The 19610-nt window shown below is 62.3% G+C and carries 17 protein-coding genes and 1 pseudogene; 9 read left to right on the forward strand and 9 right to left on the reverse strand.

Annotated features, from left to right (window positions below; translation table 11 throughout):
- Positions 1-157: 157 nt before the first annotated feature.
- A pseudogene (locus tag FXB40_RS26280) lies at positions 158-1289 on the reverse strand (alpha/beta fold hydrolase).
- 277 nt (positions 1290-1566) lie between these two features.
- On the opposite strand from FXB40_RS26280, the gene FXB40_RS26285 reads away from it, so the two are divergent.
- Positions 1567-2148, forward strand: coding sequence for a TetR/AcrR family transcriptional regulator (locus FXB40_RS26285; RefSeq protein WP_148775171.1), 582 nt, complete (start codon positions 1567-1569; stop codon positions 2146-2148).
- Positions 2149-2221: 73 nt separating this feature from the next.
- Here FXB40_RS26285 and FXB40_RS26290 read toward each other — a convergent pair whose 3' ends face one another.
- Positions 2222-2560: a hypothetical protein gene (locus tag FXB40_RS26290; RefSeq protein ID WP_246207955.1), complete on the reverse strand. Its 339-nt coding sequence runs from the start codon at positions 2558-2560 to the stop codon at positions 2222-2224.
- A gap of 316 nt (positions 2561-2876) precedes the next feature.
- On the opposite strand from FXB40_RS26290, the gene FXB40_RS26295 reads away from it, so the two are divergent.
- Both FXB40_RS26295 and FXB40_RS26300 read left to right on the forward strand, forming a co-directional pair.
- A complete protein-coding gene (locus tag FXB40_RS26295) occupies positions 2877-4637 on the forward strand; it encodes a sulfatase-like hydrolase/transferase (protein ID WP_148775046.1) in 1761 nt (586 codons plus the stop codon).
- A gap of 222 nt (positions 4638-4859) precedes the next feature.
- Positions 4860-5471, forward strand: coding sequence for a hypothetical protein (locus tag FXB40_RS26300; protein WP_148775047.1), 612 nt, complete (start codon positions 4860-4862; stop codon positions 5469-5471).
- A 187-nt stretch (positions 5472-5658) separates the two neighbouring features.
- On the opposite strand, the gene FXB40_RS26305 is transcribed toward FXB40_RS26300, so the two are convergent.
- The 5 genes from FXB40_RS26305 to FXB40_RS26325 all read right to left on the reverse strand — a co-directional run bounded on the left by FXB40_RS26305 (position 5659) and on the right by FXB40_RS26325 (position 10407).
- Positions 5659-6966, reverse strand: a complete 1308-nt coding sequence (locus FXB40_RS26305; protein WP_148775048.1) for an NAD(P)H-dependent oxidoreductase — start codon at positions 6964-6966, stop codon at positions 5659-5661.
- Positions 6967-7060: 94 nt separating this feature from the next.
- Positions 7061-7861, reverse strand: coding sequence for a phytanoyl-CoA dioxygenase family protein (locus tag FXB40_RS26310; RefSeq protein WP_148775049.1), 801 nt, complete (start codon positions 7859-7861; stop codon positions 7061-7063).
- A gap of 56 nt (positions 7862-7917) precedes the next feature.
- Positions 7918-8595: a GntR family transcriptional regulator gene (locus FXB40_RS26315; RefSeq protein ID WP_148775050.1), complete on the reverse strand. Its 678-nt coding sequence runs from the start codon at positions 8593-8595 to the stop codon at positions 7918-7920.
- A gap of 163 nt (positions 8596-8758) precedes the next feature.
- Positions 8759-9571, reverse strand: coding sequence for an alpha/beta fold hydrolase (locus tag FXB40_RS26320; protein WP_148775051.1), 813 nt, complete (start codon positions 9569-9571; stop codon positions 8759-8761).
- 17 nt (positions 9572-9588) lie between these two features.
- Positions 9589-10407 (reverse strand): alpha/beta fold hydrolase, encoded by an 819-nt coding sequence (locus tag FXB40_RS26325; RefSeq protein WP_148775052.1) that lies wholly within the window; start codon positions 10405-10407, stop codon positions 9589-9591.
- A 140-nt stretch (positions 10408-10547) separates the two neighbouring features.
- Here FXB40_RS26325 and FXB40_RS26330 point away from each other — a divergent pair, with 140 nt between their 5' ends.
- Positions 10548-11090 carry a methylated-DNA--[protein]-cysteine S-methyltransferase gene (locus tag FXB40_RS26330; RefSeq protein WP_148775053.1) on the forward strand — a complete coding sequence of 181 codons (543 nt, stop codon included), beginning with the start codon at positions 10548-10550 and terminating at the stop codon, positions 11088-11090.
- On the opposite strand, the gene FXB40_RS26335 is transcribed toward FXB40_RS26330, so the two are convergent.
- Both FXB40_RS26335 and FXB40_RS26340 read right to left on the reverse strand, forming a co-directional pair.
- Positions 11087-12634: an acyl-CoA synthetase gene (locus tag FXB40_RS26335; protein WP_148775054.1), complete on the reverse strand. Its 1548-nt coding sequence runs from the start codon at positions 12632-12634 to the stop codon at positions 11087-11089. The genes FXB40_RS26330 and FXB40_RS26335 overlap by 4 nt on opposite strands.
- A gap of 100 nt (positions 12635-12734) precedes the next feature.
- The gene (locus FXB40_RS26340; RefSeq protein ID WP_148775055.1) at positions 12735-13907 is read right to left on the reverse strand and encodes an acetyl-CoA C-acetyltransferase; all 1173 of its coding nucleotides are present in this window, start codon (positions 13905-13907) and stop codon (positions 12735-12737) included.
- A 210-nt stretch (positions 13908-14117) separates the two neighbouring features.
- Between FXB40_RS26340 and FXB40_RS26345 the strand changes: the two genes are divergently transcribed.
- The 5 genes from FXB40_RS26345 (at position 14118) to FXB40_RS26365 (ending at position 19603) form a co-directional block, all read left to right on the forward strand.
- Complete coding sequence (locus FXB40_RS26345) at positions 14118-14720, forward strand: TetR family transcriptional regulator (protein ID WP_148775173.1); 603 nt, start codon at positions 14118-14120, stop codon at positions 14718-14720.
- A gap of 67 nt (positions 14721-14787) precedes the next feature.
- Complete coding sequence (locus FXB40_RS26350; RefSeq protein WP_148775056.1) at positions 14788-15546, forward strand: SDR family NAD(P)-dependent oxidoreductase; 759 nt, start codon at positions 14788-14790, stop codon at positions 15544-15546.
- 179 nt (positions 15547-15725) lie between these two features.
- Positions 15726-16532 (forward strand): enoyl-CoA hydratase/isomerase family protein, encoded by an 807-nt coding sequence (locus FXB40_RS26355; protein ID WP_148775057.1) that lies wholly within the window; start codon positions 15726-15728, stop codon positions 16530-16532.
- A 43-nt stretch (positions 16533-16575) separates the two neighbouring features.
- On the forward strand, positions 16576-18447 hold the full coding sequence (locus FXB40_RS26360; protein WP_148775058.1) for an AMP-binding protein: 1872 nt from the start codon (positions 16576-16578) through the stop codon (positions 18445-18447).
- Positions 18448-18475: 28 nt separating this feature from the next.
- Positions 18476-19603 (forward strand): acyl-CoA dehydrogenase family protein, encoded by a 1128-nt coding sequence (locus FXB40_RS26365; protein ID WP_148775059.1) that lies wholly within the window; start codon positions 18476-18478, stop codon positions 19601-19603.
- The last annotated feature ends 7 nt before the right edge of the window (positions 19604-19610 follow it).

A 19610-nucleotide genomic window follows, 5' to 3' on the forward strand; every position in this document is an offset into this window, starting at 1 on the left:
TCCTCATCCTGAGGGCCCGCCAACGGCGGGCGTCTCGAAGGATGGCCACAGGGGAATCACTCCCATATGCGATTACCCTGCGCCTGCGGGGGAGGGTTGGGGAGAGCGTGTCTCGACAACGAAGAACTCCCCCAGAGGAGAGAACCCTCACCCGCGCCTACCGCGCGACCTCTCCCGCCCCACCAACGTCCTTGATGAAGGCGAGCAGGAGCGTGCTGAGCCGAACCGGCTGCTCCTGTTGGATCCAGTGACCGGCGCCGTCGATCAGCTCGATGCCGGCCATCCTCGTCGCCGCCTTCGTCCTCATCAGATCGAGCGCGCCCGGCGCCGCATAAGTGCCCCAATCGCTTGTCCCGCCGATGAAGAGCGACGGGACATCGATCGTCCTTCCCGAAAACAGGCGCAACTCAGCGTTCAGCTCAGGATCGGAATAGACCCGATAAGCCTGCAGGGCGCCTTGAAACCCAGTGCGGCCATACTCCTCCGTGTACACGCCAAGCTCCGGCTCGGTGAGCCATTTGCAGGCCAGGACCTCGGCGGCGGAAGGTTGGAATGGAGCGACGGTCTCGGGCATCGTCTTGCCGAGATCCATGACGTAATAGGTCGGCATTTGCGCAAGTTCTGCGGCGGTTCGCGCCTTCAACGGATGCGGCTTGTTTCCCGGCCAGTCAGCGCTCTTGACGTGGAAAAATGCGCGAAGAAACGCGTGTAAACCTTGAGGGGGGTTGCCACATGTCATCGTTCGCCCGCCGTGTGCTCAAATATTGCTGATAATACTGTCTCGGCGGATCGAGCGCCGCCAGCGCGGCCGCCAACTTCTGATTGTCAGTGTTCGGTTGAACCGACGATGCCTCGCTGTCCGCGGTGTTGAACGGAAGCGCCGGCGGACCGGGAAACGGTGCGCTCATCAGCACCACCGATGGAAACACGTCAGGTCGGGCCAGCGCACAAAAGGCCGCCACGGGCGAGCCGAAGTCGTGCCCGACGAACATTGCCGTGCGCCGATACCCCAACGCCGAAACCAATCCGAGGGCGTCACGCGTCATATTCAAGAGGCTGAAGGGCCCTAGCGGGACGTCATAGCCGTTCACCCAACCGGTGGTGCGGCCAAAACCCCGCTGGTCGGGCGCCACGACATGGTACCCGGCGTCAGCCAGAATTGGGATCAGGTGTCGCCAGCCGTAAGCCAGATCCGGAAAGCCGTGCAGAAGCAGCGCGAGCGGCCGGCCGAGGCTTTCGTAACCGGCCTCGAGAATATGGACATCGAGGCCGTTGACCCCATGGATCATGCGCGAGCGGACCCCGTTGGGAAGCGTTCCCGCGCCATATGTTGATGTGGGCAAATCAGTTGCTCCCACGGGGTTTGCGCGGGCCGGTCGAAGCGAAGCCGCAACCAGGCTGGCCGCGCCCATCGCCAGGACGGTTCGTCGGGACGCCGATGGCTTGAAACCAGCTGGATGACTCATGACGAAACGCTCCGTCCGCGTGTAAGCGCCAAACTATAGCGATCACCATATTATGGTGATCACCATAGTAACGTCAAGCGAAAGGTGTTATGTTCACGTCATGCCACGTAAGACTGACGCCCGCGCTCGCGCGATTGCCACGGCCGAACGACTGTTTCGCATCCAGGGCTACACGGCGACCGGATTGACCCAGATCATTCAAGAAAGCGGTGCGCCCAAGGGATCGTTCTACTTTCACTTTCCACGCGGCAAGGCGCAGCTCGCGGAAGAAGCAATTGATCATTACGTTGCGAGTAGAATGGCCGTCTTGCGCGATATCTCGGCGAATACGACGGGTGACGCTCTGAATTTCGTTCACCAGCTTTTCGGCACATTCGCGGCCGAAATGGTCGCCGCTGATTTCCAGTATGGATGTCTGATGCAAAATCTGGCGAATGAGCTGCCCGCGCTCGACGCCGAGCTGACCAAACGGGTCGCGCGCGGATTTGTCGATTCGACCGAGATTATTGCGGAGCATTTCAGGGGGTGTGGTTTCGCTCCCGCGCGCGCATCCTCTACCGCAGCCGCATTGGTCGCCGCCCTCGAAGGCGCGCGAACGATCGCCCGGCTGGAACGCACGCCGGCCATATTCGAGGCGCTGGCGGATGTCAGTGTCCAGAGATGGGCTGCCCCCGCGGGGTGATCCGGGCCCAATGTTCAGCGCGGTCACCTTCCGACGCCAACATCAGGTGCTGATTGTCGGGAGTGACAGATCGTCAGTGATGGCCGCCGGCAGAGCCCCCATCGCCAACATGATCACCGCCGCCATGGCCGGAACTCCCTCCGTCGCCGTCCGATCCAGACGCAGAATGGAAAAAGCCCCAGCGCTCCGCATCGATCATCATCGACGTGTAGAGTGCTCTGACAGCGCCGTATTCAGGGTCGGAGGGCCTCAGATCATCAAGCTGCTTTCTCAATTCAGCCAGGTCCCTCAGTTTGGCCTGCTTGTTAAAAAGCCAATAGATCCCGAGGCCAACGGAGAGCAGGCCTGCAATGCAGATGACAATCGTCCAAACAGCTGCGGGGCCGGCGAGTACTTTCGTGATCGAATCCATTGCCCTTTGCGACCTCAGCTCGCTTGAGTGCGCGGTTATCGTAGTCAGTCATCAAGCTCGTTTGGTAGCGAATGCAGATTAATGCAATCTAAAATGGCTCGAAGAAAAGGCTCTCGCTGCCGGTGACTCGAAGAATACACCGCCTACCCGTCTTTCGCGAACGCCGCCTCCATCGCCTTCCTTGTCCTGATCGTCTCGTTGTTGGCGTCGAACTCTCCTGCCTTGAAGCGCGCAATCTAGCTCGATCCCCTCCACGAAACCGCCATGACGCGCACCGCATCGCCAAGATGATGCGGAGGGAGCGTGTCTTGTTGCGATGCGGAATTTATTGACGCCGGCGATGCCACATGATGCTCGGCTGAATCCGAGCCCCCAATTTGAAAAATTCAAATGCTCGGGGCATCTTGATTCCATGACTTTGATTTTCATTCTCGTGGCGGTCATTGCCGGCGTTGCGCTGACCGAACGCAGCGTTGAACATCTGCCGTTTGCAGTCGCGGCTCTTCTCTTCAATGCAGCCCTGCTGCTGGTGTTTCTGGCCGATGTCGAGAGAGCGATCCTGCTGTCCGGCATGCTGGCCGTAGCCATCGCCGGCATATCGATCGTTAAATTCAATCACAGCGCGCTGAAGCTGACCGTTTCCGATTTGCCTCTGGCGTTTGCGGGCACAGTCCCATTTTTCGTGCTGCAATACCCACGCATGATGCTGGGTGTTCTGGCAGGAAGCGCGTTATTCGCCTTTGCTTCGAGCGCGGTCCTGCTCTACGCGGCTGGATCTCCCATTTCTATCGCGTTTCGGATTCTCTTGTTCCTTCTGGCGCTCATTGGCTTTGCAAAGGCTTCCGCGTCAAAGGGCGTCACGTTTTTGCGGCTGAATCTGGCGCAAGGGCGGTGCTTCTACGCGACCTTCATGGCCTCGCTGGGTGACCCCGCTTGCTGGCGACAGTTCGGCGGGCTGGCGCTGAGCGATATCGGGAACGAAGCACTGCCCTTGAGGGAGGCCACGCCTTCTCGTTCCGCCGTCTCTCCCGACATTATCGTCATCCAGCACGAGTCTGTCTTCGACCCACGCATTTTCGGGCTGCCGCTCGAGCCAGTCGTCGAAGCCTTCCTGTCCCCGTCAGATGGAGAATTTGGGCGCCTGAATGTCGACATCTTTGGCGGAGGTTCGTGGCAATCGGAATTTAGCCTGCTGACCGGTCTTTCAAGTGCCAGCTTCGGTTCAAGCGCCTACTACCTCTTCAAGAAGGGCGCTGGCCGTTTTCACAGCAGCTTGCCACGCTCGTTGGCGTCGCTCGGTTACAAGACAACCCTCATATCCAGCTGTCGCCGCGGGTTTCTCAGTTACGATAAATTCTACGGTTCGATCGGCATCGACGAACGCGTCTTCGTCGACGAACTTCCGCCACCATTCGATGTCCGGCGTTTCGAGGTCACAAATTCTGACGCAATGTTCCTGGATGCCGTCATCGATGCGCACATCAAGAGGATTGCTAACGACCCGACGCCGAGATTTCTCTATGCGTTGACCAACTTCAATCACGGTCCGCATAATCGGCAGCTGGTGCCATCAGGTCAATTTGAGAGGGAGCGTGCCTTTGCCATGGCCAGCTTTCCCGATGCTGGATACGTCGAGTATTACGCGCGACTGGCAGAGACCGCGTCTACCTGGCAAATGCTCAGAGCCAGGCTGGCGAGCAGCTTCCCTGGGCGGCCTGTTCTCATCGTGCACTACGGGGATCATCAACCGGTGTTGACGAAGCAGATCGATCGACAACTGAAACGACCGGAAGATGTGCGACGCCCGTTTCGTACATTCTATGCGATCGAAGCCTTGAATATCCCCCATTTCAGCCCCGGAAGGGGCGCCGACCTCGATCTCGCCTTTCTCGGAACTGTTGCTTTGCAGCGGGCGGGCATTGCGCTTGACCCGATATTTGCCACGCGCGCGAGCTTGCTTGATGATTGTGGAGAAGCCTACTTCGCGTCAGCTTCCGAACGGAAGCGTCGCTTCCATCGCACGCTCGTGGATCTGGGCCTGATAGACCTGATGCCCAACGTTAGACGAGCTCGCTAGCTCGGCGCGCTCTGCCGCGACACGGATTCCTCTCGATCCATGCCCGCTTGCACGTCAGCATTCGAGGCAAGAGCGGACTCGCTTTTCTCAATGAGAGTCCTTCTTAGTTTGACCCGAAGCGGAACTCGGCCCTGGCCCGATAGCGGCCCGATATGCTTTGATGCGTCTGTACCGCGACTACCGGCGGGTGCCTTAACTTTAAAATTTCAAGGACGTTCGAACATGCGTTTCTGGGCCACGATAATTTCAGCGCAAATGTTGGCCACGGTCGCAACTGCTCAAACCCCGTCCGAGAAAGCTGTATCCATTCTCAATGAGGTCTGCATTGCGCCGAACTCTTCGGAGGCAGTGATGGCCGCCGGTGAAAAGACTGCCCTGAAAGAAAATTGGAAGCTATTTCGATCGGAAGCTGCCCCGATGCCGTTCATGCACAATGAAAACGGCGTGAAGAACTCTTTTATCAGCGCTTGGGAATTAAATTTACCGGGAGGATCGCGGGCTCGATTATATGTTTCGGTTCTGCGTCCGGAGCGGCCCGACTTCAAATATACTGTATGTCTTATTCAGCCGGAAATTGATCTAGATGGTGATGACCTGACTCAATCCATTGATCGTCAGTTCGGATCAGCTGTAACGAAGGACATATCTGGCAGATTTAAGGACGAGAAGAGTTGGTTTTTCGTAGAAGAACAGTCGAAGGGCAACTGTGGAAAGGAAATCCTTCTTGCGCTGCACCAGTTAAGCCAACACGGCAAACCGAAAACTTTGACCTTTACTGACTTCGTGTACCCCAGCGACTGGCCTGCGGCTGACTCGACAAGGTGTCCAAACTAGCAACCTGTTCCCAAAACAGAGTTCACGATAGGCGGCACTTCGCCGGGGAAATACTGAGCTATGACATGCCCGCTTCTGGCCCGATGCGGACCTCCAACGAGGTTCGCTTTGGCATCGCTCTTGAGGGCATAGCCGACATCAGACTTCGGCCGATCCGCAGCGTCCCCGAATTGTGGGTACCTTGTCGCTATTTCGCGAACGCCGCCTCCATCGTTTTCCGCGTCTTGATCGTCTCGTTGTTCGCGTCGAACTCGACATCGCTCCACCGTACGATCTCGCCATGGGCGACGTCGTGTTTCAGCTTGAGGCGGTGGGCGAGCCCGATCGGCAGCGCGCCGGCCTTGAGGCTCGCGGCCGCCGGCACCAGCTTGCCCCACACGGTGTAGCCGCCTTCGCCATCCAGCATCTCGCCGGCGCGCAAATTGCGCTTGGCCACGGAGGCGACGTCGCCGCGGAAGCCGAAAGCCTGGCCGGTCGGCTCGCCTCGCAGCGCGGCCGAGAGCACCGAAATGTTCAGCTCGAGCCCGATCAGGTGATAGGGCTTGTACATCGCGGCAAAGCGCCCGCTGGCATCGGTCTTCAGGCCGTATTGCTTGAAGCAATCCGCAGCGTAGTCGTTCGGCGCCTCCAGCACGACATAGACGCCCCAGCGCAAATCGCGAAACACCGGTCGGCCATCGCGCTCGAGCGACGAGACGACTTCCACCACGCCGGACCGCTCCAGCACACCGCCTTTGTCGCCGGGGCGCATGATGTGCGGGAGATCGTCGACGCCGCAGGGTGGAAACAGCAGGCCTTCCGTCGGCACGTCGAGCCCGCAGGCGTTCGCGATCGCGGCCATCTCGATCGCCGATTTGGTGCCGTCGAGGAATGAGTTGAACATCTGCGGGTTCATGCCGGCCGACTGCGCTTCGCCGGCGGTCAGACCATAATGCTGCCAGACACCATCCGGCGTCACGTCATGATAGGTCGGCAGATATTTTGTGCCTTTGCCGGCGGCGACGACGCGGAAGCCCGTCGCACGAGCCCAATCCACCATCTCCGCCGTCAGCGCCGGCTGATCGCCATAGGCGAGCGAATAGACCACGCCCGCTTTGCGCGCTTCCTCGGCGAGCAGGGGACCGGCCAGCACGTCGGCCTCGACATTGACCATCACGATATGCTTGCCCGCCGCGATCGCCGCGCGCGCATGCTTGATGCCGACAGCCGGATTGCCGGTCGCCTCCACCACCACATCCATCGCGCCGCCCGCGATGGCACGCGCGCCGTCATCGGTGAACACGGTGGCCGCAATCCGCTCGGCGCTCCACCCGACGGTGCGGCAGGCTTCGCGTGCGCGGTCGCGGTCGATGTCGACAATGATCGGCACCTCCAGTCCCGGCGTGTGCGGCACCTGTGCCAGAAACATCGAACCGAATTTGCCCGCGCCGATCAGCGCGACACGGACAGGTTTGCCGGCGGATGCGCGGGCCTGGAGGAGGCGGAAGAGATTCATGGGGGATTCCGATGTTCAGCGTTGCTGACTGAGGCTTGCGCTCGGTCCACCTCGCCCCGGAGGGGAGAGGTGGATCACGCCCGTGGTGGCAACTTTACTCCGCCGCCTGCCGCGGCGCGCGCGCCAGCCGCACCAGCGCATCATCATCCACCGTCTTGATCGGCGCGAAATCGCGGTGCGCGATGTACTCCGGCCGCGTTGGGGTGCGGATGTAGTTCGAGACCGCGTTCAGCGTCAGATACACGATCTTGCGCGGGTAGGGCGTGATGTTGCCGGCCGAGCCGTGCACGAGATTGCCGTGGAACATCAGCATGCCGCCGGGCTTGCCGGTCGGCGCGACGATGCCGCCCTGCTTGACGAGCCGCGTCACCGTGTCCTCGTCCAGCGTCCACAGCGGATAGGACGTGGTGGCGAGGTCATGCGAGGCCTTGAGGTCGCCGGCATTCTGGCTCTGCGGCACCAGCATCAAGGGGCCGTTGATCGGCATCACCTCGTCGAGGAAGATCGCGATGTTCATCGCGCGCGGCTCCGGCATGCCGTCGTCGCGCTTCCAGGTGCCGTAATCCTGGTGCCACTGCCAGACGTCGCCGGTGAAGGCCGATTTCGCGTTGATCTTGAACTGGTGCATGTAGACCGGTTCGCCGAACAGCTGCTCCACAGGATCGATCATGCGCGGATGCGCGCCCAGAATGCCGAAGGCCTCGTTGTAGAGATGGGCGGCAAACGCCGTGCGCGGCGCGCCACTCTTCTCGCGCCAAACCTCGGGCCGGTTGGCATCGTAAATGCCGACCGCCTCGCGCGCGAGGAAATCGACCTCGTCCTGGCTGAACAGTTCGGGCAGGAACAGCCAGCCCTCGCGGTGGAAGAACTCCAATTGCTCCTGAGACAATTTCATGGGTCGTCCTCCTTTGCTTTGTTTTGTTTTTCTCGTCGTGGCCGGCGCGCGTGTCGCTACGCCGCCACCTCGTCCGTCGCCCTCAATCTCTCCTCGGTCATTCGTCCCGCCGTCTGCGCATGCGCCAGCGCGGCGCGCTCGGCCGCCTTCGCGTCGCCTGCGAGAATGTGCTTGGCGATATCAGCATGCTCGGCCCAGGCGCTGCCGCGATAGTCGAGTTCGGACAGCACGGTCGCCATCGAGCGGCGCATATGCGGCCATTGCGGCGTGATCGTCTCCTCGATCACGGGATTGCCGGCGAGCTGGTAGATGGCGCGATGAAATTCGACGTCGAGCGCGATCAGATCAGTGAGCGTCGTCTTGCGATCGATGCGGTGTCCGGCGGCGAGTGCTGCGTCGAGCCGCGCGCGTCCCGCCGTGTCGGTTGCGGCGCGCATCGCGGCAAGCCGGGCTGCGAGCGCGTCGATGGCGCCGCGCACCTCGTAGAGCTGGCGGATGCGGGCGGGATCGAGCTGGGTGACTTCAAAGCCGCGCTTGCCGCTCTCGGCGACGAGACCCTGACGGTGCAGCAGATGCAGCGCATGCGACACCGGCTGGCGCGACACGCCGAGCTTGTCGGCAAGCTCGTTCTGCCGGATGCGCTGGCCGGGTTGCAGCGTGCGATCGGAGATCGCCTCCAGGATCCGGGCATAGACCTGGTCGATCAGGTTCGGCAGCGGGTCGAGAGGGATCACGCCGGCGGCTCCGAAAATGGAATACGGAATTCCGTATTCGAAAATACCGCTAGAGGAGGATGTCGTCAATGCCGTCGTTTGGGTCGGATAAGCCTTTGATTTTATTGGTGCGGTCTACTGTGCATGGGGTTGTTTTCGAGGAAATTGCCGCCCCGGGCTCCCGCTACGCCGCCAGGAACCTGTCCACCACCTCGCCGAACTCCTGCGGCGCCTGCTCGAACATCCAGTGCCCGGCATTGGGGATCACCGCCGTCTGCGCGCCCGCGATGTGTTCCGCCAGCACCCGCCACATCACCGACAGGCTGCCGGTGGTGGCGCCGCCGCCGATCAGCAGCGTCGGCGTCTTGATCGCCTGCGCATCCTCAAGCGTGTAGGGCCTGCGCTGCTCGTTGATCTGGCCGAGGAAGGTGAGCGTGTTGTCGCGCAGCTGCTGCTTGGCCGCCGCCGGCACGCGCCGCCACGAGCCGTCGCCCTCGATGCCTTCGTAGAGGTTCTGCAGTGCGCCCTCGATGTCGCCCGCGCGGATCATCTCGACGGAGCGTATCGTCTTCGCGGCGAGCGGGGCATGTGCGGGCGTGCCTTTGGGTACGGGCAGGCTGGCATCGAGATCGCCGCCCGGCTCGGCCAGCACCAGCTTTCGCAACAGATCAGGCCGCGCCTGCGCGACACGAAACGCGATGTGCCCGCCGCGCGAATGGCCCATCAGATCGACCGGGCCGGGCTTGATCTGCTCGATGAAAGCGATCGTGTCGGCGACGTGCTGCGCCATCTTGTAGTCATCGCCGACGGCGTCCCAATGCTCGGGAAAGAAGTGCCGCAGGCTGACCGAGATGACCCGATGGTTCTTCGACAGCGGGCCGAGCACAGAATACCAGGTGCGGAAATCCCCGAGCGTGCCGTGCACGCAAACCAGCGGCGGACCTTCGCCGACTGCGAGATAGGCCATGTCGTAACCGTTGACGCGGAATGTCTGCATGATCAGCTCGCCAAGAATCAACTTGCTAAGAAATCCAGAACCACTTCGGAGTATTTTTGCGGCGCCTGCTCGAACATCGGATGCGTCGCGTTCGGGATGATCGCCGTCTTGGAGTAGGGCACGTGCGCGGCGAGCGCATGTAGCACCTTCGGCAGCAGGCCCTTGGTTCGCGCGCCCAGGATGAACAGCGTCGGCATCTTGATCGATTCCGCATCCGCCTTGGAGAACGGCGGGCGATTGTCGCGGACCTGGCCGATCAGCGTAAAGGCGTTGTCGCGAAGGTTCTGCTTCACCATCGCCGGCAGCCGTGGCCAGGTGCCGGGTCCTTCCAGCGTGTCGACGAAGACGGCGAGCCCGCCATCGACATCGCCGGCTGCGATCTTCTCGGCCGAGGCCGTGAACCGCGCCAGCAGCGGCGAGGGGCCACCGGCATAGTCCGGATCGAGGCTCGCATCGAGCTCGCCGCCGGGCTCCGCAAGGACCAGCCGGCGCAACAGATCGGGCCGCTGCTGCGCCACGCGGAAGCAGATGTGGCCACCGCGGGAATGTCCCATCAAATCGACCGGGCCGAGGTCGAGCTTCTCGATAAAGGCGATGACGTCGCTGACATGCTGGGCAATCGAATAAGTGTCGCCGACGCCGTCCCATTGTGCCGGGAAGAAGTGCCGCAGGCTGACGACGATCATCCGGCGCCGCTGCGTCAGCGGCCCGAGCACGCAGCCCCAGACGCGAAAGTCGGAGAGCGAGCCGTGCACGCAGACCAGCGGCGGCCTATCTCTATCCTCGCCCACGTCGAGATAGTGCATATCGTATCCGTTGACGTGGAGGCTTTGCATTCTCGGCTCGCGGAAAGGTGTGCGGAACTCCTGTGCAAGATTCCCGGAAACCGGGTGGATCGCAACTATTTCCAAGCCTAGATTTGGGCCGAGATCACAATGGGGGCATGCGACTAAGGACGCGAGCCAGGAACCAAGCCATGACCGACCAGCATTTTGCCCTGTTCGACACCAAGATCGGCCTCTGCGCCATCGCCTGGGGCCCGCGCGGCATCAACGGCACGCAATTGCCGATGGGTGGCGAGCAGAAGATCCGCACCCGCATCAGCCAGCGCCATGCCAACGCCAGCGAGGCCGAGCCGACCCCTGAGGTGCAGCGGGCGATCGACCGCATTGTCAGACTGCTCGCGGGCGAGCCTGATGACCTCACCGACATCCCGCTCGATCTCGACGGCGTGCCCGACTTCAACCGCGGCGTCTACGAAATCGCCCGCGCGATCCCGCCCGGCAAGACCATCACCTATGGCGACATCGCCAAGCAGCTCGGCGGCGTCCAGCTGTCGCGCGATGTCGGCCAGGCGCTCGGGCACAACCCGTGCCCGATCGTCGTACCCTGCCACCGCGTGCTCGCAGCCGGCAACAAGCCCGGCGGTTTCTCGGCCAATGGTGGCGTGGTGACGAAGCTGAAGATGCTCGAGATCGAAGGCGCACTGGTGAACCACACGCCGAGTTTGTTCGATTAGATCTTCGCCGCCGTCTTCGGCCAATACCGATCGCGCAGATGCCGCTTCACCAGCTTGCCGGTCGGCGTGCGCGGCAGCTCGGCTTCGAAATCGATCGAGCGCGGGCATTTGATCGCCGAGAGGCGCGTCTTGCAGTAGGCGATCAAATCGGCCTCGAGCTCCTTGCCGGCACGCTTCATGTTGTGTGGTTGCACCACCGCCTTGACCTCTTCGCCCATCTCCTCGTTCGGTACGCCGAACACCGCGACGTCGGCGATTTCGGGGTGCGTGATCAGCACGTCCTCGGTTTCCTGCGGGTAGATGTTCACCCCGCCGGAGATGATCATGTAGGACTTGCGATCGGTGAGAAACAGAAAACCGTCCTTGTCGAGATAGCCGACGTCCCCGAGTGTCGACCAGCCCTTAGCGTTATAGGCCTTCTTCGTCTTCTCGGGATCGTTGTGATAGGTGAACGCCGGCGCATCGGCGAAATAGACCGTGCCGATCTCGCCTGTCGGCTGCTCCTCGTCGTTCTCGTCCAGAATCTTGATCTTGCCGACCACGGCGCGGCCGACGCTGCCGCGATGCTCCAGCCATTGCTGCGAATTGCAGACGGTGACGCCGTTGCCCTCCGAGCCCGCGTAATATTCGATCAGGATCGGTCCCCACCATTCGATCATCTTTGCCTTGACGTCGACCGGGCAGGGCGCGGCGGCGTGGATCGCGCCCTTCAGTGTGGAGACGTTGTATTTGGCGCGGACCTCGTCCGGCAGCTTGAGCATGCGGACGAACATGGTCGGCACGAGCTGGGATTGCGTGACCTTGTATTTCTCGACCAGCTTGAGGAAATCCTCGGCGTCAAAATGCTCCATGATAATGGAGGTGCCGCCGAGCACGACCGCCATCATGTTGAAGCGCAGCGGCGCCGCGTGATAGAGCGGCGCCGGCGAGAGATAGGTGCTTCCGGCGTTCATGCCGCACATGTCGGCGCAGAGTACGCGCAGGAACGCATTCGGCACGTCGATCTTGTTACCCTCAAAAGCCTTCTTGATGCCCTTGGGCCGGCCCGTCGTGCCCGAAGAATACAGCATGTCGTAGCCGGCGACCTCATCGGCGACCGGCGTCATAGGTTGCTCGGCTGCTTCCTTGTCGTAGGAGCGGAAGCCGGGCAGGGGCTCGTCGACCATGTAGAAGATCGGTTCGCCCGGCGCCCCCTTGACCAGGTCCTTGATCTGATCGGCGCATTTCGGCGTGGTGATGACGACGACCTTGGCGCCGCAATCGCCGATGATGTAGTCGATCTCGTCCTGCTTCAGATAGCGGCTGATCGCGGTATAATAGAGCCCGCTCCGCTGCGCCGCCCAGCAGATCTCCATGAATGCAAGGCGGTTCTCCATCAGCAGCGCGATGTGATCGCCGGCCTTCAGTCCCAGCGAGCGGAACAGGTTTGCGCCCTGGTTCGAGAGCTCGTCGAGCTCGCGATAGGTGATCGCCTTGCCGGTCCCGGCCATCTGGTAGGCGATCTTGTCGGGCGTGGCCTTCGCGTAGATGGAAGGGTGCGTCATGGCGTTTCCTCAAAAAAGAGGCGAGCGGTGAATGGCGACAGGGGCGGAAGCCGCTCCTTGTCACCACTCACCGCTCGCCATTTGTTCTTCGCTTTTCTTCTTACAGTCGTTCGACGATCGTCACGTTGGCCATGCCGCCGCCTTCGCACATGGTCTGCAGGCCATAGCGCTTGCCGCGCTGGTGCAGGGCGTGGACCAGCGTCGTCATCAGCTTGGTGCCCGAGCCGCCGAGCGGATGGCCGAGCGCGATCGCGCCACCGTTGACGTTGAGGCGCGCCGGATCGGCGCCGGTGGTCTTCAGCCATCCGGTCGGCACCGAGGCGAAGGCCTCGTTGACCTCGAACAGGTCGATGTCGTCGATCTTCATGCCGGCCTTCTCCAGTGCGCGCTTGGTGGCGTGCAAGGGAGCGTCGAGCATGATGACGGGATCGCCGCCGGTCATGGTCATGTGGTGGATGCGCGCGAGCGGAGTGAGGCCGAGCTGCTTGAGGCCGCGCTCGTTCACGACCATTACGCCGGAGGCGCCGTCGCAGATCTGGCTGGCGCTCGCCGCGGTGAGCTTGCCGTTCTCGGCGATCAGCTTGACGCCCTTGATGCCGTCGAGCGTCGCGTCGAAGCGGATGCCTTCGTCGATGTGATGGGTGTCCTTGCTGCCATCGGCGCGGGTGATCTCGAGCGGCACGATCTCCTTCTTGAAGTGGCCAGCTTGGGTCGCTGCAATCGCGCGCTGATGGCTGTTGTAGGAATATTCGTCGAGATCGTTCTTCGACAGGCCGTACTTCTCGGCCATCATCTCCGCGCCGGTGAACTGGCTGAACACGATGTTTGGATATTTGTGCTCGATGCCCGGGCTCTTGTAATTGCCAAAGCCGTTCTTGGCCGGGAGCTGCGAGGACAGGCCCATCGGCACGCGCGTCATCGATTCCACGCCGGCCGCGATCACCACGTCCATTGTGCCGGACATCACGGCTTGCGCCGCGAAGTGCAGCGCCTGCTGCGAGGAGCCGCACTGACGGTCGATCGAGGTGCCCGGCACGCTCTCCGGCAGTTTTGATGCCATGATCGCGTTGCGCGCGACGTTGTTGGACTGCTCGCCGACCTGCATCACGCAGCCCATGATCACGTCTTCGACCAGCGCAGGATCGACCTTGGTGCGATCGACCAGCTCGTCCAGCACTTTTGCGGCGAGATCGGCCGGATGCCAGCCGGCGAGGCGGCCCCCCTTGCGCCCGCCCGCGGTACGCGTAGCGGCGACGATATAAGCCTCGGCCATTTCGGTCTCTCCCATGATTGTTCTGAATTGAGTTGTCGGGGCGGATTTAATGGGCGAGATATCGTTTAGTCAATCGATCAATTAACTCTTGTGGGGAGGCGCTGCTTCGGCTTATCTGCGCCCCGCTTCAAGCGGCGAGAACAAGGGATTTCCGTGACTACCAGCGTACCGAACAGGCTCCCCAGCGGAAAGAATTCCACGGCAGAGAAATTGCTCGTGGCCGCAAGCGAGCTGATGATCGAACGCTCCTCGATCGAGATCTCGCTCTCCGACATCGCCCAGAAGTCGGGCGCCAATGCCGCGCTGGTCAAATATCATTTCGGCAACAAGGACGGCCTGCTGCTGGCGCTGCTCGCGCGCGATGCTGCGACCGAAATGTCCAATCTGGAATATCTGCTGGCACAGCCGATCACGTCGACCGCGAAGCTGAAGCTGCATATCGCCGGCATCATCCGCGCCTATCACCGGTTCCCCTACATGAACCGGCTGATCCATTATCTTCTGCACGAGAGCGTCGCCGACTCCGCGGACGAAGTTTCAAAATTCTTCGTCGCGCCGCTGCTCGACTTTCATCGCCGTCTGCTCACCGAAGGCGTCAGCCGCGGCGAGTTCCGCCAAACCGATCCGGTGCTGTTCTACACCAGCCTGATCGGCGCCTGCGATCACCTGTTCTTCGGCCGGCACGCGATGTCTCGCGCGACCGGCGTCGGTCCGGTCACCGATGACGTTTGCCGGCAATACATCAAGCACATGGAAACGCTGATCTGCGGCGGCATCCTCACGCAAGCCGAGGAAGCTGCCGCGGCCGGATAATCCGGCCGAGACGTACAAGTCTAGAGAAGAAACGCCCAAGGAAAAGGTAGAGGAAAGGTAGCCTGTCATGGAATTGAAAGACGTAGCCGTTCTCATCACCGGTGGTGGTTCGGGTCTTGGTGAAGCGACCGCGCACGCCATGGCCGCCAAGGGCGCCAAGATCGGCGTGATCGACCAGAACAAGGACAACGCCGAGAAGGTCGCCGCCGAAGTGAAGGGCGTAGCCCTTCATGCCGACGTCACCAGCGAAGAGCAGATCAAGGCGGCGATCGCCAAGGCGGAAGCCGCGCATGGCGTTGCCCGCGTGCTGATGAACTGCGCCGGCATCGGCGGCTCGCAGCGCATCGTCGGCCGCGACGGCGTCTATCCCTTGGAGAAGTTCGCGCGCATCATCAACGTCAATTTGATCGGCACGTTCAACTGCCTGCGCTTGTTCGCCGAGCGCCTCGTCACGATCGAGCCGGTCGGTGAAGAGCGCGGCGTAATCATCAACACTGCCTCGGTTGCCGCTTATGAAGGTCAGATCGGCCAGATCGCTTACTCGGCGTCGAAGGGCGGCGTCGTCGGTTTGACTTTGCCTGCCGCGCGCGACCTCGCCAGCCAGAAGATCCGCGTCAACACCATCGCGCCCGGCCTGTTCTTCACGCCGCTGCTGATGGGTCTGAACGAGGAGGCGCGCAAGAGCTTGGGGGCCCAAGTGCCGCATCCCTCGCGCCTCGGCGATGCCAAGGAATACGGCGCGCTCGCCGTGCACATGGTCGAGAACCCGATGCTCAACGGCGAGACCATCCGTCTCGACGGCGCCATCCGCATGGCGCCGCGGTAGTTTTTCTTCCCTTCTCCCGTTGTGGGAGAAGGTGGCGCGAAGCGCCGGATGAGGGGTTCTCTCCGCGGAGACAGACCCCTCACCCAAGCGAGTATGTGGTCAGCGATGTACATTCCCTCTCCCACAAGGGGAGAGGGCGCAGCAATCGGCGCCGCGACCGGCGGCAAGCACGAGGCCCCATGTCCCAACCGCTGCTGATCGAGCACGACGACGGCGTCGACCGGGTGACGCTCAATCGCCCTGACAGTCTCAACGCGCTTGATCCTGCGCTGATCGATGCGCTCAACGTCTATTTCCAGGGCCTCCAGCGCAACCGCGACACGCGCGTCGTCGTGCTCAAAGGCGCCGGCAAGAATTTTTGTGCAGGCCTCGATCTCAAGGCCGCGATGGCGCGCCGGGCCGGACAGCAGGAGCCGCCTGGCGTCACCGAGTCCCTGGACTCGCAGCGGCGTATTGCCGACATCGTGATGCTGATGCGGCGCTGTCCGCAGCCGATCCTGTCGCTGGTGCAGGGGGCGGCGGCCGGCGGCGGGTTTGCGCTGGCCTTGGCCTCCGACATTCGCATCGCGACGAAATCGGCCCGCATGAACTGCGCCTTCATCAAGCTCGGTCTTGGCGGCTGCGACATCGGCACCAGCTACTTTCTGCCACGGCTCGTCGGAGTTTCCGTCGCCTCCGAGTTGATCCTGACGGGACGTTTCATCGGCGCAGAGCGCGCGCTTGCCGTCGGGCTCGTCTCCGAGGTCGTGGACGAAGACAAGCTCGATGCGGCGGCCGAGCCTTATGTCGACGCAATGATGACGGCCTCGCCCGTGGGGCTACGCCTGTCAAAGGAATGCCTCAACATGAGCGTCGATGCGGGCTCGCTGGAAGCGGTGATTGCGATGGAGGATCGCAATCAGGTCCTGTGCAGCCGCTCTGAGGAATTTTCGGAAGGCATCAGGGCCTTCCTTGAGAAGCGAAAGCCTGTCTATATCAAGCGCTGAACAACAAAGATCCGCAAAGGACAATAATTCCGGGAGACGCAAAATGAGTGGAAGCGCGGCGGCGGTGATGGCGAAGCCCGCCTTTCGCAAGGTGGAGTGGCTGGCGCGCGACATCGATGTCGAGCGGCGTGCTGACGGCACGGTGGTGCTGAAGTCGCGCATTCCGCTGCAGGCCTACGAGAAGCATCTTCCGGCCTCGCTCGCGAAATGGGCGAAGGAAGCGCCGGAGCGCATCTGGCTCGCGCAGCGCGGCGGCCCGAACCGCGAATGGCGCAAGGTGTCGTACGGCGAGGCCAAGCGCACGGTGGATGCGTTGACGCAGGCGCTACTGAACCTCAGACTCGAGGGGCGCCCGGTCACAATCCTCTCCGGCAATTCGATCGAGCACGCGCTGATGACGCAGGCCGCGATGCAGGCGCGATCGCCGGCGGCGCCGGTGTCGCCGGCCTACTCGCTGATGAGCCACGATCACGTCAAGCTGAAATACCTGTTCGATCTGATCAAGCCGGCCGTGGTGATGGTGCAGGACGGCCCAACCTTCGAGAAGGCGCTGAAAGCGCTCGATCTCACCGGGCTCACTGTCGTTCACGTCGTGCGGCCCTGCGATGGCGTCAAGAGCGTCAGCTTTGCTGAGCTCGCGGCAACGCCGGTGACTGGGGACGTCGAGGTATCGATCGCAAAAATCACGCCCGACACCGTCGGCAAGCTGCTGTTCACGTCGGGCTCGACGGGCATGCCCAAGGCCGTCATCAACACGCAAGAGATGATGTGCGCCAATGCCGCGATGATGATGCAGGTGCGGCCGCGCACGCCGGGCGGTCCGATCGCCACAGTGCTGGACTGGATGCCCTGGAATCACACCATGGGCGGCAATGCCGCATTCCATCCGGTGCTGGTGGATGGCGGCACGCTTTATATCGACGACGGCCGGCCGATGCCGGGGCAGTTGGAAGAGACCATCAAGAACCTGCGCGAGATTTCGCCGACCTATTACGCCAACGTGCCGGCCGGCTACGCTGCGCTCGCTGCTGCCATGGAGAAGGACGATTCGTTGTGCCGTTCGTTCTTCAAGAACCTGTCGATCATGGCCTATGGCGGCGCGCGGCTGCCTGACGATCTCTACGACCGCATGCAGGCTCTCGCCGTGAAGACCACCGGCGAGCGCATCGTGTTCTACACCGGCTGGGGCTCGACCGAGACTGCGCCGACCTCGACCGGCACCTATTGGGACACCGAACGCGTCGGCCTGATCGGCCTGCCGTTCCCCGGCGTCGAATTGAAGATGGTGCCGTGCGGCTCGAAATACGAGCTGCGCCTGCGCGGCGTCAACGTCACGCCCGGCTATTTCGGCCAGCCGGATCTCACCAGGAAGATGTTCGACGAGGAAGGCTTTTACTGCATCGGCGATGCCGGCATTTTTGTTGACGATACAGATCCGGTGAAGGGCATCATCTTTGCCGGCCGCGTCGTGGAGGACTTCAAGCTCACCACCGGCACATTCGTGCATGTCGGCTCGCTTCGCACCGATGCGATCGCGGCGGCAACGCCGGTCGTGCACGATGCGCTGGTGGCCGGCCAGGATCAGTGCTCGATCGGCCTGCTGGCATGGCCGAACCTGCACGCCTGCCGCCAACTCGTCGGCAATCCCGATCTAAGCTTCGAGGATGCGGTGAAGCATCCCGAGGTGATTGCCTGCTTCAGGCGCGGGCTTGAGGCACACAACACGGAATGCGGGGGCGCCAGTAGCCGCGTCATTGCCCGCGCGATGCTGATGGCCGAGCCGCCCTCGATCGACGGCAACGAGCTCACCGACAAGGGCTACATCAACCAGCGCGCCGGCCTCGAGCGCCGCGCTGCACTGGTCGAGCGGCTCTACGCCGATACGCCGGATCAAGACGTCATCGTTCTCAAGTAATCGACATCATTCAACACGGGTACGCGCCATGAACTTCGATTTCTCTGACGACCAGAAGCAGCTCCGCGATCAGGCGCGCAAATTCCTCACTGAGAAATGCTCGCCCAGGGCGGTGCGCGTCGTGCTCGACGGCAAGGCGCCGTACGACAAGGAGCTGTGGAAGGGCCTTGCTGAGATGGGCTTCCTCGGCGTCGCGATCCCCGAAGAATTCGGTGGCGCGGGCGCGGGGCATCTCGAGCTCTGCGTGATTGCGGAAGAGATGGGCCGGGCAAATGCACCCGTGCCGTTCTCTTCGACGGTGTATCTTGCTGCCGAAGCACTGCTGATCGCCGGCAGCGACGCGCAAAAGAAGAAGTGGCTGCCCGCGATCGCCTCAGGCGAGGCGATCGGCACGTTGGCGCTGTTCGAGGGCAAGGGCAATCCGTCGCCGAAGAACGTCAAGTTGACGGCTGCGAATGGTGTGCTCAACGGCGTCAAGAAGCCGGTGGCCGATGGCGCGATTGCCGACTTCGCGGTAGTCGCCGCGCGCACGGGGTCGAGCGGTCGCGACGGCGACATCTCGCTGTTCCTGGTCGATCTTAGGGCCGGTGGTGTCGAGGTGAAGAGCCTCACCAATCTCGATCCGACCCGAGGTCAGGCGGAGATCACCTTCAGGGACTGCAAGGCCGAGCCGCTCGGTGCCGCCGGAGAAGGCTGGAGCATTTTGTCCCAGGTGCTCGACCGCGCCGCGGTGCTCTGCGCCTTCGAGCAGGTCGGTGGCTCCGACCGGGCGCTGGAGATGGGCCGCGACTACGCGCTCGACCGTATCGCCTTCGGCCGCCAGATCGGCTCGTTCCAGGCGGTCAAGCACATGCTCGCCGACATGTATGTCTCGGCAACGCTGGCGCGCTCCAACAGCTATTACGGCGCCTGGGCGCTCTCGACCAATGCGGCCGAGCTGCCGGAAGCGGCAGCCGCCGCGCGCATCAGCGCGACGCAGGCGTTCCAGCACTGCGCCAAGAACAACATCCAGGTTCATGGCGGCATGGGCTTCACCTGGGAGTTCGACTGCCACATGTACTACCGCCGCGCTAACGCGATGGCGCTCGGGCTCGGCAGCCTGTCCTATTGGGAAGACCAGTTGATCGATCGCATGCGCAAGAAGAACGCGGCGTAAGCGAAGG

It is taken from the genome of Bradyrhizobium rifense (genome assembly GCF_008123425.1).
GTDB classification, from domain to species: domain Bacteria; phylum Pseudomonadota; class Alphaproteobacteria; order Rhizobiales; family Xanthobacteraceae; genus Bradyrhizobium; species Bradyrhizobium rifense.

What these genes read in the sequence shown, in the direction of transcription:
- FXB40_RS26285 (WP_148775171.1), top strand. Translation starts at nt 1,567, where the DNA reads ATGCCACGTAAGACTGACGCCCGCGCTCGCGCGATTGCCACGGCCGAA.
- FXB40_RS26290 (WP_246207955.1), bottom strand. Translation starts at nt 2,560, where the DNA reads ATGGATTCGATCACGAAAGTACTCGCCGGCCCCGCAGCTGTTTGGACG.
- FXB40_RS26295 (WP_148775046.1), top strand. Translation starts at nt 2,877, where the DNA reads ATGCGGAATTTATTGACGCCGGCGATGCCACATGATGCTCGGCTGAAT.
- FXB40_RS26300 (WP_148775047.1), top strand. Translation starts at nt 4,860, where the DNA reads ATGCGTTTCTGGGCCACGATAATTTCAGCGCAAATGTTGGCCACGGTC.
- FXB40_RS26305 (WP_148775048.1), bottom strand. Translation starts at nt 6,966, where the DNA reads ATGAATCTCTTCCGCCTCCTCCAGGCCCGCGCATCCGCCGGCAAACCT.
- FXB40_RS26310 (WP_148775049.1), bottom strand. Translation starts at nt 7,861, where the DNA reads ATGAAATTGTCTCAGGAGCAATTGGAGTTCTTCCACCGCGAGGGCTGG.
- FXB40_RS26320 (WP_148775051.1), bottom strand. Translation starts at nt 9,571, where the DNA reads ATGCAGACATTCCGCGTCAACGGTTACGACATGGCCTATCTCGCAGTC.
- FXB40_RS26325 (WP_148775052.1), bottom strand. Translation starts at nt 10,407, where the DNA reads ATGCAAAGCCTCCACGTCAACGGATACGATATGCACTATCTCGACGTG.
- FXB40_RS26330 (WP_148775053.1), top strand. Translation starts at nt 10,548, where the DNA reads ATGACCGACCAGCATTTTGCCCTGTTCGACACCAAGATCGGCCTCTGC.
- FXB40_RS26335 (WP_148775054.1), bottom strand. Translation starts at nt 12,634, where the DNA reads ATGACGCACCCTTCCATCTACGCGAAGGCCACGCCCGACAAGATCGCC.
- FXB40_RS26340 (WP_148775055.1), bottom strand. Translation starts at nt 13,907, where the DNA reads ATGGCCGAGGCTTATATCGTCGCCGCTACGCGTACCGCGGGCGGGCGC.
- FXB40_RS26350 (WP_148775056.1), top strand. Translation starts at nt 14,788, where the DNA reads ATGGAATTGAAAGACGTAGCCGTTCTCATCACCGGTGGTGGTTCGGGT.
- FXB40_RS26355 (WP_148775057.1), top strand. Translation starts at nt 15,726, where the DNA reads ATGTCCCAACCGCTGCTGATCGAGCACGACGACGGCGTCGACCGGGTG.
- FXB40_RS26360 (WP_148775058.1), top strand. Translation starts at nt 16,576, where the DNA reads ATGAGTGGAAGCGCGGCGGCGGTGATGGCGAAGCCCGCCTTTCGCAAG.
- FXB40_RS26365 (WP_148775059.1), top strand. Translation starts at nt 18,476, where the DNA reads ATGAACTTCGATTTCTCTGACGACCAGAAGCAGCTCCGCGATCAGGCG.